The sequence below is a fragment of the Pseudacidovorax sp. DMC4 genome (genome assembly GCF_056314265.1).
In genome coordinates, this window is record NZ_JBQUYR010000012.1 from 1 (window position 1) to 11602 (window position 11602).

Below are 11602 nucleotides of genomic sequence, written 5' to 3' on the forward strand. Positions count from 1 at the left end.
GTGCTGCCGGCGCCGGCGGTGTTGTCCACCACGATGGTGGCGCCCAGGGCCTTCTGCATGGCCTCGGCCAGGTCGCGTGCCACCTTGTCGGTCGGGCCACCCGCCGCGAAGGGCACGACGAAGGTGATGGTCTTGCCATCGGGGAAGTCGGCAGCCTGCGCGCCGAAGGTGAGGGCGGCAAGGGCGGCCAGGGCGATGGTCTTCTTCATTCGAAACTGCTCCGACAGAGGGTGAAAAGGACCTGAATGGTAGGGACCGGACTTGTCCGGGAAATTCCGGATTTCCCTAGTAGGACGGCTGCAGTGCGGTCCTCCTGATCCGGCGCAAGCCGGGGCGCGGTCAGGCGGCGGGGCAATAATGCCCGCCCATGCCTTCCCTCCTCGCACTCGACATCGGCAACACGCGGCTCAAGTGGGCGCTCTACGCCCAGGCCCAGCCAGGCAGCGTGCCGCTGGCCTCGGGGGCCGAGTTCCTGGACCACATCGACCGCCTGTCCGAAGGGCCCTGGGCCTCGCTGCCCGTGCGGCCCGATGCCATGATCGGCTGCGTGGTCGCGGGCGACGCGGTGCGCCGCCGCACCGAGGAGCAGGTGGAGGAGAGCTTCGATTTCGAGCCGCGCTGGGTGGTGTCGAGTGCGGCCGAGTGCGGCATGGTCAACGGCTACGACCATCCGACGCGTCTGGGTGCCGATCGCTGGGTGGCCATGATCGGCGCCCGCCATCGCATGCTGGCGCAGGTGGCCGGCGGCCGGCCGCGGCCGATGGTGGTGGTGATGGTGGGCACCGCGGTCACGGTCGAGGCCATCGATGCCGAAGGCAAGTTCCTCGGCGGCCTGATCCTGCCCGGCCACGGCATCATGCTGCGCGCGCTGGAGTCGGGCACCGCCGGCCTGCATGTGCCCACCGGCGAGGTGCGCGAGTTTCCGACCAACACCAGCGATGCCCTCACCAGCGGCGGCACCTATGCCATCGCCGGCGCCGTCGAGCGCATGGTGCAGCACGTCCGCCGCCACTGCGGGGCCGAGCCCGCCTGCTACATGACCGGCGGCGCGGGCTGGAAGATGGCGCCGTCGATGTCGGTGGAGTTCGAACTGGTGGAGTCGCTCATCATGGACGGCCTGCTGGTCATTGCCGGCGACCGCGCCGCGCGCATCGCCGGCTGAGCCACCGGCGTCCTGTCTCTCCCATCCCAACCCCTCGGCATTGCCGCGTGCAGGGCTGCACGCCCCGCGTTACCAACGCTCAGCCGCGCAGCCCTTCGGCTGCCTGGAACAGCGCCTCGCGCGCCTGGTCCACGATGCGCTGCTTCCACACATCCGTGTCGGTGTAGAAGGCCGCCCGCATGCGCTGGTGGATCGACTGGGCCAGCTCCGGCGCGACCTCGGGATGCAGATGCAGCCAGTGGTCGCCGCGCATGGCGGTGAGCACCTCCATCAGCGGCTCGGTGCCGTATTCCATGGCGATGCCGGTGAATTCGGCCTGCGGGCATTCTTCGTAGGCCGAACTCCACATCAGCCCGGTGAGCAGGGCCGAGGCCGAACTGCCGTCATAGATGGAGGTGACCGGCGTCGTGCCACCGCCGCCCCACCAGGCGCTGGCGCGCGCGTAGGCGGCGGGGTCGTTGCGGCCCGCGAAGATGCGCTCGCCCAGGCCGCTGGGCCCCAGCCCGGTGTGCAGATCGATCCAGGCCAGGCGCCTTGCGCGGGCGGCATGCTGGCGCAGTACCTGCCGCAGCGTGCGTTGGCTCCAGGTTGGCGCCTGCCCGCCGAAGAACATGCCGCCGGCGAAGGCGTACTGGCCCTGCGTGACGGCGGCCTGGAACTCGCCCATGCCGTGCTTGGCGATCCAGTGCTCCAGCGCCTCCTGGTCGCGGGGCGCGGGCGGCCACTGCGGCGGCAGCAGCAGCGCGTGCAGCTTGGCATAGGGCTTGTTGACGGGCAGCGGCGCCGAGAAGTCCTGGAAGTTGCGGTTGAGGTCCACGTTCTCCTGCGTCACCCGCCGCCCGTGCGAGAAGCCGTGCGGATTGAGCGCATGGATGTAGACCACCGCCACGCCGGCATCGCGCGCCGCCGCGCGCCAGGCCACGTCGTGCAGCGCATGCACCTGCACCCCGCTGCCGCAGTGGCCCTCCACGCCATGGCAGGCGCTGGTCACGATCAGCACCCGCTCGGCATCGGCCGGCCCATCGCGCGCCACGTCCAGGGCCAACGCTTCGCCGTCGGCGCCGGGCAAGGGCAGGGGATGGGTCTCGACCGGGATGCCGGCCGACACGCAGGCCGCCAGGAATTTCTGCCGCGCCAGCGCGTAGCTGGGCGAGAAGGCCTGCGTGGCGTCCATCACTTCTTCGCGGCCGGGGGCTGGGCGAGGAATTCTTCCGCCAGCTTTACCCACACGCTGGCGCCCAGGGGGATCAGCTCGTCGTTGAAGTCGTAGCTGGCGTTGTGCAGCACGCAGGGCCCTTCGCCATGCAGATGCGGCCGGTGGCTGCCGTCGCCGTTGCCGATGAAGGCATAGGCGCCGGGCTTGGCCTGCAGCATGAAGGCGAAGTCCTCGGAGGTCATGGCCGGCTCCTGGCGCAGCACGTTGGCCTCGCCCACCACGCCGGCCATCACTTGTCGGGCGAAGTCGGCCTCGGGCGCGGTGTTGATGGTGGGCGGGTAGTAGCGCACGAACTCGAAGTCGCATTCGGCATCGTGCGCGGCGCAGATGTGCTCGGCGATCTTGCGCATGCGCGCCTCGATCATGTCCAGCACCTCCACCGAGAAGGTGCGCACGGTGCCTGTGAGCTCGCAGTCGTTGGGGATGACGTTGTTGGTGTCGCCCGCATGCACCGTCGTCACCGAGATGACGGCCGAATCCAGCGGCTTCATCTTGCGCGTCAGGATGGTCTGGAAGGCCTGCACCATTTCGCAGGCGATCGGTACCGGATCGACGGTGGTGTGGGGCAGGGCGGCATGGCCACCCTTGCCGCGCACGGTGATGTAGAACTTATTGCCCGAGGCCATCACCGGCCCGGGGCTCACGGCGAACTGGCCGGCCGCCATGCCGGGCCAGTTGTGCATGCCGAACACGGCCTCCATCGGGAATTTCTCGAACAGGCCGTCGTCGATCATGCGCTTGGCGCCGCCGCCGCCTTCTTCCGCCGGCTGGAAGATCAGGTAGACCGTGCCGTCGAAGTTGCGGTTCTTCGCCAGATGCTGGGCCGCGGCCAGCAGCATGGCGGTGTGGCCGTCGTGACCGCAGGCGTGCATCTTGTTGGCATGCTTGCTGGCGTGGTCGAAGGTGTTCAGTTCGTTGATGGGCAGGGCATCCATGTCGGCGCGCAGGCCCACGGCGCGGTCGCTGCTGCCGTTCTTGACGATGCCGACCACGCCGGTGGTGCCCAGGCCGCGGTGGATGGGAATGCCCCATTCGGTCAGGCGGGCCGCGACGACATCGGCGGTGCGCACTTCCTCGTAGGCCAGTTCGGGATGGGCATGCAGGTCGCGGCGAATGGCGGCGATCCCGGCCGCCTGGGTGACGATCGAGTCGATGAGCTTCATGAAGGGCAGTCTAGTGGGGGCAGGCCTGCGCAGGCTGACACGCCCGGGATGCCGGTGCAAGCAATACGGATGCCCGCGGCAGGGGCAAGCGGGAACGTCCAGGCACTGCAGCGTGCGCCGCTGGCAGTTTGCTGCCCGCTGCCCGCTGCCCGCTGCCCGCTGCCCGCTGCTTGCCGCACGGCGCGCCGGGGTCAAGCCCGGCCGGCCACAATCCAGCCTCATGAGCCACCCCCCGCTTTCCGACCGCGCGCTGGCCTTCGCCCAGGCGCTGGTGCGCATGAACACCATCAGCGACCGCAGCAACCTCGAACTGATCGAGTTCGCCCGCGAGCACCTGGCCAGCCTGGGCGTGAAGAGCCGCTTGACCTGGAATGCCGAGCGCACCAAGGCCAACCTTTTCGCCACGCTGGGCGAGGGCAAGCCGGCCGGGGTGATCGTCTCGGGCCACACCGACACCGTGCCATGGGAAGGCCAGGCCTGGACGGTCGACCCGCTGTCGGCCACCGTGCAGGACGGCCCTGAGGGCCCGGCGCTGTTCGGCCGCGGCTCGGCCGACATGAAAAGCTTCATCGCCATCGCGCTGGCCAATGCCGAGCGCATCCTGGCCGGCAATGCGCCCTTCGCCGTGCACTTCGCCTTCAGCTACGAGGAGGAGATCGGCTGCTTTGGCGTGCGCGAACTCATCGCCGACATGCGCGACGCTGGCGTCAGGCCTCTTGCCTGCATCGTGGGCGAGCCCACGTCCATGGTGCCCGCCATCGCGCACAAGGGCGTGTGGCGCTACCGCTGCTGCGTGCGCGGCAAGGAGGCGCATTCCTCCCTCACGCCGCATTCGGTCAATGCCATCGAGATGGCGGCGCGGGTGGTGGGCAAGGTGCGCGACATGGCCGAAGCCTTCGAGCGCGAAGAACCTCGTTATGACGGCTTCGACGTGCCCTTCTCCACCGCCAGCGTGGGCCAGTTCCACGGCGGCATCGCCGACAACGTGGTGCCGCGCGACGCCGAGTTCCGTTACGAATTCCGCGATCTGCCCACGGCCGATGCCCGGGCCATGCAGCAGCAGGTGGTCGACTATGCGCGCGGCCTGGAGCCGCGCATGCAGCGGGTGGCGGCGGACACGGGCTTCCGCTTCGAGACCATCTGCGAGATCCCGTCCTTCCTCGGCGGCCGCGACGACCCGGTCACCCGCTTGGCGCAGCGCCTGGCGGGCGAGGCCGGCACCACACTGGTGGCCTTCGGTACCGAGGCGGGCCTGTTCAAGAACGCGGGCATTCCCACGGTGGTGTGCGGTCCCGGCAGCATCCAGCAGGCCCACCAGCCCGACGAGTACGTGACGCTGGCGCAGCTGGCGCGCTGCGAAGCCTTCATGCACGGTCTGGCGGACAGCGCCGAGATTGGCTGATACGCGGCCATGGCGGCGGCGACGGGCCCCGGCCCGATGAAGCGGATGGCGCTGGCGCTGCTGGTCGGCGTCGCGCTGCTGTATGCCCTGGCCACCTGGCAGGAAGCGCGCGGTGGCCACGCCGGCTGGGGCTGGCTGGCGGCCTTCGCCGAGGCGGCCATGGTGGGCGCCATCGCCGACTGGTTCGCGGTGGTGGCGCTGTTCCGCCATCCGCTCGGCCTGCCGATCCCGCACACGGCCATCCTGCCGCGCAGCAAGACACGGCTGGGCGCCAACCTGGCGCGCTTCTTCTGCGACAACTTCCTCGGCACGGCGCAAGTGCTGGCCAAGCTGCGCGCTTTCGACGCGGCCGGCCGGCTGGCCGTGTGGCTGTTGCGCCCCGCGCAGGCCGAACGGCTGGGCCGTCTGGGCGTGGCGGCGGCCGGGCAGGTGCTGGAGGCTGTCGACGACCAGCGGCTGCGCGACTTCCTCGGCCGCGCCGCGGCGGCGGGCCTGCGGCAGCTGGACTTCTCCCGCGCCGCCGGCCAGGTGCTGGAGACGCTCACGGCGGAAGGCCGCCATCAGGCGATGCTCGATGCGGTGCTGGGCCATGCCGCCCAATGGCTGGACGACGAGGCACTGCAGGACCAGCTCACCGAGTCCATCGCGCAGGAGGTCAAGGCCTTGCGCTACGTCGGCCTGGACCAGGTGGCCGCGCGCCTGGCCACGCGCAAGCTGGTCGCCAGCATCGCGCGGGCACTGGGGGAGACGGCAGCCGACCCGGCCCATCCGCTGCGCCAGCGCTTCGACACCTACATGCAAGGCTTCGTTCAGCGCCTGCAGCAGGACCCGTCCTTCGTCGCCCGTGGCGAACGGCTGCGCGACGAGTTGCTGGCCCACGACGGCCTGCGCGGCTACCTCGACGGCCTGTGGCAGCAGCTGAAAGAGTGGCTGCAGGCCGACCTGGCACGGCCGGATTCGGCCATCGGCCAGCGCATCGCCCGCATGGCGGCGTCGCTGGGGGAGCGGCTGGCCTCGGACGCCGACATGCGCGCCTGGCTCAATGAGCAGCTGGAGCAGGCAGCCCCTGCCGCCATCGAACGCTGGCGCGAGGACATCCGCCGCTACATCGAGCAGCGCGTGGCCGACTGGGACACGGACGAACTCGTGGCCGAACTGGAGCAGCACGTGGGCCGCGACCTGCAGTTCATCCGCATCAACGGCACGGTGGTGGGTGGCCTCGTCGGCGTCGCGATCCATGCCATCACGTTGATGCTGAGATGAGCAAAACGCGATGGCGCCGAGGGCTACGCGCTCCTAGACTCTTTCTTCCCACGCGTCCCGTACCACCGACGACTCCGCGATGACCATGACCGTTCCTGCCGCCACCCCCGACACGCACACCGTCCTCGGCGCCTGCCCGCACGACTGCCCCGACACCTGCGGCCTGGTCACGACGGTGCAGGACGGCGTCGCCATCAAGCTGCAGGGCAACCCGGCGCACCGCCACACCGGCGGCGTGCTGTGCACCAAGGTGTCGCGCTACCTGGAGCGCAATGCCCACCCCGAACGGCTCACGCAGCCGTTGCGCCGCGTGGGCCGCAAGGGCGAGGGCCGCTTCGAGCCGGTGAGCTGGGACGAGGCGCTGGACGACATCGCCGCCCGCCTGAAGGCCATCGCCGCCGATGAGCCGCAGGCCATCCTCCCGTACAGCTACGCCGGCACCATGGGCCTGGTGCAGGGCGAATCGATGGACCGGCGCTTCTTCCACAAGCTGGGCGCCTCGCTGCTGGACCGCACCATCTGCTCCACCGCCGGTGGCGAGGGCCTGGGCTACACGCTGGGCGGCAAAGTGGGCATGCGCATCGAGCACTTCGCCGAGTCGAAGCTGATCTTGATCTGGGGCAGCAATGCGATCGCCAGCAACCTGCATTTCTGGCGTCATGCCCAGGCCGCCAAGCGGGCCGGCGCGCGGCTGGTGTGCATCGATCCGCGCCGCACCGAGACGGCCGACAAGTGCGACGAGCACATCGCCCTGCTGCCGGGCACCGACGGCGCCCTGGCCCTGGCGCTGATGCACGAGCTGATCGTGCACGACTGGCTGGACCACGACTACATCGCCCGTCACACGCTGGGCTGGGAACAGCTGCGCGAGCGCGCCCTTCAATGGCCGCCCGCACGCGCTGCCGCCGTGTGCGGCGTGCCCGCGGCGCAGATCGAGGCCCTGGCGCGCGACTACGGCACCACGAAGCCGGCGGCGATCCGCCTCAACTACGGCATGCAGCGCGTGCGCGGCGGGGGCAATGCAGCCCGTGCCGTGGCCTGCCTGCCGGCGCTGGTGGGCGCCTGGCGGCATCGGGCCGGCGGCTTGCTGCTCAGTGCCTCCGGCCAGTTCCCGGTGGACCGCGCCACGCTGCACCGGCCCGACCTGCTGGCCGGCCGCCAGCCCCGCACGCTCAACATGAGCAGCATCGGCGACGTGCTGACCGGCGACGCCACGGCCCTGGCCGGCGGGCCGGCGGTGAAGGCCGTGGTGGTCTACAACAGCAACCCGGTGGCGGTGGCGCCCGAGTCGGCCAAGGTGGCGGCGGGCTTTGCGCGCGAGGACCTGTTCACCGTGGTGCTGGAGCAGTTCCAGACCGACACGGCCGACCATGCCGACTACCTGCTGCCCGCCACCACGCAGCTGGAGCACTGGGACATCCACTTCAGCTACGGCCACACCGACGTCATGCTCAACCGCCCCGCCGTGGCGCCGCGCGGCCAGGCGCGCAGCAATGCCTGGGTGTTCCGCGAGCTGGCGCGTCGTATGGGTTGGGGCGAAGCCTGCTTCGCCGACGACGACGAGACGCTGTGCCGCCAGGCCTTCCGCCCCGAGGCCATCGACTGGGCGGCGCTGGAGCGTGACGGCTTCGCCACCCTGCCGCTACCGGAGGCGCCGTTCGCCGAGGGCGGCTTTCCCACGCCCTCGGGCAAGTGCGAGTTCTTCAGCGCCCGGCTGGCGGCGCAGGGTCTGGACGGGCTGCCGGACCACCTGCCCAACTACGAGCCCGCAGGCAGCTCGGCCGACTATCCGCTGGCCATGATCTCGCCGCCGGCGCGCAACTTCCTCAACTCCACCTTCGTCAACGTGACCAGCCTGCGGTCCATGGAAGGCGAGCCGCTGGTGGAGATCCATGCCGACGACGCTGCGGCGCGCGGCATCGCCGACGGCGCCATGGTGCGGGTGTTCAACGCGCGCGGCGAGCACCGCTGCCGCGCCGAGGTCTCGCGCCGCGCCCGGCCCGGCGTGGTCAACGGCCTGGGCATCTGGTGGCGCAAACTGGGTGTGGACGGCACCAACGTCAACGAGCTGACCAGCCAGCGCCTGACCGACTTGGGCCGCGGGCCCACCTTCTACGACTGCCTGGTGCAGGTGGAGGCCGTGGCGGCGTGAGCGGGCCCGCCGCCGGCCCGGATGGCGTGCGCACCCCGGGCGATGTTGCAGGGACGCCGGCGCGGCCGAGGCGGCGGCGCCTGTTGTTGGCCACCGGCGGGGCCATGGCGGCGCTGCTGCTCGCCGGCTGCGGGCCGCTGGGCTACTACGCGCAATCGGTGGGGGGCCACCTGGCCATCCTGCATGCGGCGCGCCCCGTGCCCGAGGTATTGCAGGACGCCACACTGTCCGAAGGCCTGCGCCGCAAGCTCACGCTGGCCCAGCACATCCGACGCTACGCCAGCGAGCGGCTGGCGCTGCCCGACAACCGCAGCTACACGGCCTACGCCGACCTGCACCGCGCCGCCGCCGTCTGGAACGTGGTGGCGGCCCCCGCCTATTCGCTGCAGCTCAAGACCTGGTGCTACCCGGTGGCTGGCTGCGTGGGCTACCGCGGCTACTACGACGAGGCCGAGGCCCAGGCGGAGGCGGCGCGCCAGCGGGCCGAGGGCCTGGAGGCCGCCGTCTACCCGGTGCCCGCCTATTCGACGCTGGGCTGGCTCAACTGGCTGGGCGGCGATCCGCTGCTGTCGACCTTCATCGGCTATCCGGACGGCGAGCTGGCACGTATCGTTTTCCACGAATTGGCGCACCAGCGCTTCTATGTCTCGGGCGATACGGTGTTCAACGAGTCCTACGCCACGGCGGTCGAACGCCTGGGCAGCGCCCAGTGGCTGCGCGACGAGGCCGACGAGCCGGCGCGCGAGGCCTACGCCCGCTTCGACCAGCGCCGCCGGCAGATGCAGGCACTGATGCTGTCCACCCGCGAGGCGCTGGCGCGCGCCTATGGTTCGCCGGCAGCGAAGGCAGGCGACTGGGCCCAGGTCGAGGCGATGAAGCAGGCCGCCATGCGCGAATTCCGCGAGCACTATGCGCAGCTGCGTGCCGGCTGGCCGGCCGACGGCCGCCAGGGCGCCTACGACGCCTGGGTGGCGCGCGCCAACAACGCAACCTTCGGCGCGCAGGCGGCCTACGATCAGCTGGTGCCGCAGTTCGAGCAGCTGTTCGCGCGCTGCAACGGGGACTGGTCGCGCTTCCATGCCGAGGTGGAGCGTATCGGGCGGCTGCCGACGCACGAGGCCAGGGTGACGGCGCTGGCGTCCGCACCGGCGCCCTGAACGGCCCGTCGACCGGGCAACAAAAAGCCGCTCCGGGGAGCGGCCTGGTCATGGGCTGGCCTGTTCAGGCGGCGTGCAGGGCGTCGATCAGGTCGATGTACTTCTGCTTGGCCTCGTCGGCCGACACGCCCTTGTGCGTGTTCCAGGCGTCCCACTTGGCGCGGGCGACGATGTCGCTGAAGCTGGGCTTCTTCTCGGCGTTGTCGCCGAGGGTCGCCTGCTTGTAGAGGCCGTAGATCTTCAGCAGGGTGGGGTTGTCGGGGCGTGAAGGCAGCAGCTTGGAGCGGGCTTCGGCGGCTTCGAAACGGGCTTGCAGGTCGGACATGGCGGGCGGGTCTGAAAAAAGCACGATTGTGCGCTTTTCGGTCGCGACAACGCTGGCTGATGTCAATCCGCCATGCAGGCCAGCGCCACCTCGCGGTCCAGGAACTGCCGGGCGTCCAGGGGTTCGACGGCGGCGGCGTCTTCGTACAGCTGTTGCACCTGCGCGAGTGTCGGGTCGCCGCGCAGCGCCACCAGCGCCCGTGCGTACTCGACCCGGCCCGTGGCCGAGGCCGGGTGCAGCGCCAGGCCCCGTTCGAAGAGTTCGATCGCGCGTTCGGCGCGCACGCCGTAGGTCATGCGGGCGACGAGTTCGCCCACCTTGTCGATCACCTCGGCGTGGAAGGCTCCGAGCGCGAAGTGCGCATCGGCATGGTCGGGTTGCAACTGGATGATCCGCTCCAGCGTCTCCTTGAGGCGACCGCCCAGGCCCTGGGCCAGGGCCCGCGCGACGCTCACGGCCTGCGCATGGCGTCCCAGCGCATAGGCATGCCAGTACAGCGCCTGCACGTCCGCCCCGTCGGCCTCGTGCCGGGCCAGTGCCCGCTCGCCCACTTGGCGCAGCAGCGCCAGGCGCCGCTCGTCGTCGGGCTCCACATAGTTGGCATAGATGGCCGTGGCCTGGTCGGCCACTGCGGCCCCCGGTGCGCCGCCGATCCGCTGGCCGGCCTGGGCCGCCGCCGCGAAATCGCCGGCGTGGTACAGCGCCCAGGCATCCGCCAGCGCCTCGGTGGCGGGCGGCGGCAGGGGCTGGCCGGCGTGCAGGGCCGTCCACGCGGTCCGCACCCGGGCGGCATCGAAAGGAAATCGGCCCAGGCAATCGGGCGTGGCCCACTGCTCGGGCGGCGGGGGCGTGCGCAGGACAGGCGGCATGGCGGCAGGCTTTCTCAGGTCGAGAGGGCGTCTTCCTCGGGCGCCGGTGCGCTCGCCAGGCGCACCAGCTCTGCACGCTGGGCGGCTCCCAGGTAGGGCACCAACAGCTGCAGGGTGTGACGGGTGCCCCGCACCATCGCGTCGCAGATGGCACACGGCTCCAGCGCCTCGCGAGGATTGCACACGAATTCGTAATTGAGCCAGTAGGTTGCCAGCACCACCATGCTGCGCGCCAGGGTTTCGCGCTCCGCGGGCTCCAGCCGCAGCAGTCCCGCCCCTGCCAGTCCCGAGAGCATGGCCTGCATGGCGGCCTCCTTGCGCGACAGCGCCTCGCGCAGGCGGGTCTCCAGGTGGTGGTTGTTGCTCAGCAGGTCGTTCATGTCCCGGTACAGGAAGCGGTAGCGGCCCATCAGCTCGAAGAGCTCGCGCACGAAGCGCCAGGCGCCAGCCAGGTCGCGCACGTCGGTGGCTTGGGCGAGGAGGGCGTCGAGGCTGGCCTCGAAGTCCTCATGCAGGCGGTTGATGAGCGCCTCCTTGGCCGGGAAGTGGTAGTAGAGGTTGCCGGGGCTGATGCGCAGTTCGGTGGCCAGCAGCGTGGTGGAGACGTTGGGCTCGCCAAAGCGGTTGAACAGCGCCAGGGCGGTTTCCTGGATGCGCTGGGCGGTGCGGCGCGGCGCTTTCCGTGTCATGGGCAGCCTCCGTTGTCTCTTGTGTGTTCTGTGCCGGATCACTCTACCCCATGTGTCCGGGGCGTCCATGCTGCGCTGCGGCATCGGCGCGGCTGTTGACACAGTGTCACAGTGAGTGGGTCTGACGTGCGTGATGTAGCGTTTGGTTGAAAAGACGCCGGGGAGGCGCATGGATAATCGCCCCCCTCGGCGCACCGCTCCCAG

The 11602-nt window shown here is 70.6% G+C and carries 10 protein-coding genes and 1 pseudogene; 5 read left to right on the top strand and 6 right to left on the bottom strand.

Annotated features, from left to right (window positions below; genetic code table 11):
* Window positions 1-209, bottom strand: a pseudogene (locus ACT54X_RS20750) (tripartite tricarboxylate transporter substrate binding protein BugD); the annotation flags it as partial.
* 158 nt (window positions 210-367) lie between these two features.
* Between ACT54X_RS20750 and ACT54X_RS20755 the strand changes: the two are divergent.
* A complete protein-coding gene (locus tag ACT54X_RS20755) occupies window positions 368-1162 on the top strand; it encodes a type III pantothenate kinase (RefSeq protein WP_294368363.1) in 795 nt (264 codons plus the stop codon).
* Between the two features lie 79 nt (window positions 1163-1241).
* Here the strand turns inward: ACT54X_RS20755 and ACT54X_RS20760 are convergent, their stop codons facing one another.
* Complete coding sequence (locus tag ACT54X_RS20760) at window positions 1242-2336, bottom strand: M14 family metallopeptidase (protein WP_476348321.1); 1095 nt, start codon at window positions 2334-2336, stop codon at window positions 1242-1244.
* Window positions 2336-3541 (bottom strand): M20 aminoacylase family protein, encoded by a 1206-nt coding sequence (locus ACT54X_RS20765; protein WP_476348323.1) that lies wholly within the window; start codon window positions 3539-3541, stop codon window positions 2336-2338. The genes ACT54X_RS20760 and ACT54X_RS20765 overlap by 1 nt, the downstream gene beginning before the upstream one ends.
* A gap of 220 nt (window positions 3542-3761) precedes the next feature.
* On the opposite strand from ACT54X_RS20765, the gene argE reads away from it, so the two are divergent.
* The 4 genes from argE (at window position 3762) to ACT54X_RS20785 (ending at window position 9515) form a co-directional block, all read left to right on the top strand.
* Complete coding sequence (argE, locus tag ACT54X_RS20770) at window positions 3762-4943, top strand: acetylornithine deacetylase (RefSeq protein WP_294368372.1); 1182 nt, start codon at window positions 3762-3764, stop codon at window positions 4941-4943.
* A 9-nt stretch (window positions 4944-4952) separates the two neighbouring features.
* On the top strand, window positions 4953-6206 hold the full coding sequence (locus tag ACT54X_RS20775; protein WP_476348326.1) for a DUF445 domain-containing protein: 1254 nt from the start codon (window positions 4953-4955) through the stop codon (window positions 6204-6206).
* An 85-nt stretch (window positions 6207-6291) separates the two neighbouring features.
* Window positions 6292-8358, top strand: a complete 2067-nt coding sequence (locus ACT54X_RS20780; RefSeq protein ID WP_476348328.1) for a molybdopterin-containing oxidoreductase family protein — start codon at window positions 6292-6294, stop codon at window positions 8356-8358.
* A 104-nt stretch (window positions 8359-8462) separates the two neighbouring features.
* Window positions 8463-9515 (top strand): aminopeptidase, encoded by a 1053-nt coding sequence (locus ACT54X_RS20785; protein ID WP_476348513.1) that lies wholly within the window; start codon window positions 8463-8465, stop codon window positions 9513-9515.
* 64 nt (window positions 9516-9579) lie between these two features.
* On the opposite strand, the gene ACT54X_RS20790 is transcribed toward ACT54X_RS20785, so the two are convergent.
* The 3 genes from ACT54X_RS20790 to ACT54X_RS20800 form a co-directional block, all read right to left on the bottom strand.
* Window positions 9580-9840 carry an acyl-CoA-binding protein gene (locus tag ACT54X_RS20790; RefSeq protein WP_476348330.1) on the bottom strand — a complete coding sequence of 87 codons (261 nt, stop codon included), beginning with the start codon at window positions 9838-9840 and terminating at the stop codon, window positions 9580-9582.
* Between the two features lie 62 nt (window positions 9841-9902).
* Window positions 9903-10709 carry a tetratricopeptide repeat protein gene (locus ACT54X_RS20795; protein WP_294368381.1) on the bottom strand — a complete coding sequence of 269 codons (807 nt, stop codon included), beginning with the start codon at window positions 10707-10709 and terminating at the stop codon, window positions 9903-9905.
* A 14-nt stretch (window positions 10710-10723) separates the two neighbouring features.
* The gene (locus ACT54X_RS20800) at window positions 10724-11398 is read right to left on the bottom strand and encodes a TetR/AcrR family transcriptional regulator (RefSeq protein WP_234193074.1); all 675 of its coding nucleotides are present in this window, start codon (window positions 11396-11398) and stop codon (window positions 10724-10726) included.
* Window positions 11399-11602 lie beyond the last annotated feature (204 nt).

What these genes read in the sequence shown, in the direction of transcription:
- ACT54X_RS20755 (WP_294368363.1), top strand. Translation starts at nt 368, where the DNA reads ATGCCTTCCCTCCTCGCACTCGACATCGGCAACACGCGGCTCAAGTGG.
- ACT54X_RS20760 (WP_476348321.1), bottom strand. Translation starts at nt 2,336, where the DNA reads ATGGACGCCACGCAGGCCTTCTCGCCCAGCTACGCGCTGGCGCGGCAG.
- ACT54X_RS20765 (WP_476348323.1), bottom strand. Translation starts at nt 3,541, where the DNA reads ATGAAGCTCATCGACTCGATCGTCACCCAGGCGGCCGGGATCGCCGCC.
- argE (WP_294368372.1), top strand. Translation starts at nt 3,762, where the DNA reads ATGAGCCACCCCCCGCTTTCCGACCGCGCGCTGGCCTTCGCCCAGGCG.
- ACT54X_RS20775 (WP_476348326.1), top strand. Translation starts at nt 4,953, where the DNA reads ATGGCGGCGGCGACGGGCCCCGGCCCGATGAAGCGGATGGCGCTGGCG.
- ACT54X_RS20780 (WP_476348328.1), top strand. Translation starts at nt 6,292, where the DNA reads ATGACCGTTCCTGCCGCCACCCCCGACACGCACACCGTCCTCGGCGCC.
- ACT54X_RS20785 (WP_476348513.1), top strand. Translation starts at nt 8,463, where the DNA reads ATGGCGGCGCTGCTGCTCGCCGGCTGCGGGCCGCTGGGCTACTACGCG.
- ACT54X_RS20790 (WP_476348330.1), bottom strand. Translation starts at nt 9,840, where the DNA reads ATGTCCGACCTGCAAGCCCGTTTCGAAGCCGCCGAAGCCCGCTCCAAG.
- ACT54X_RS20795 (WP_294368381.1), bottom strand. Translation starts at nt 10,709, where the DNA reads ATGCCGCCTGTCCTGCGCACGCCCCCGCCGCCCGAGCAGTGGGCCACG.
- ACT54X_RS20800 (WP_234193074.1), bottom strand. Translation starts at nt 11,398, where the DNA reads ATGACACGGAAAGCGCCGCGCCGCACCGCCCAGCGCATCCAGGAAACC.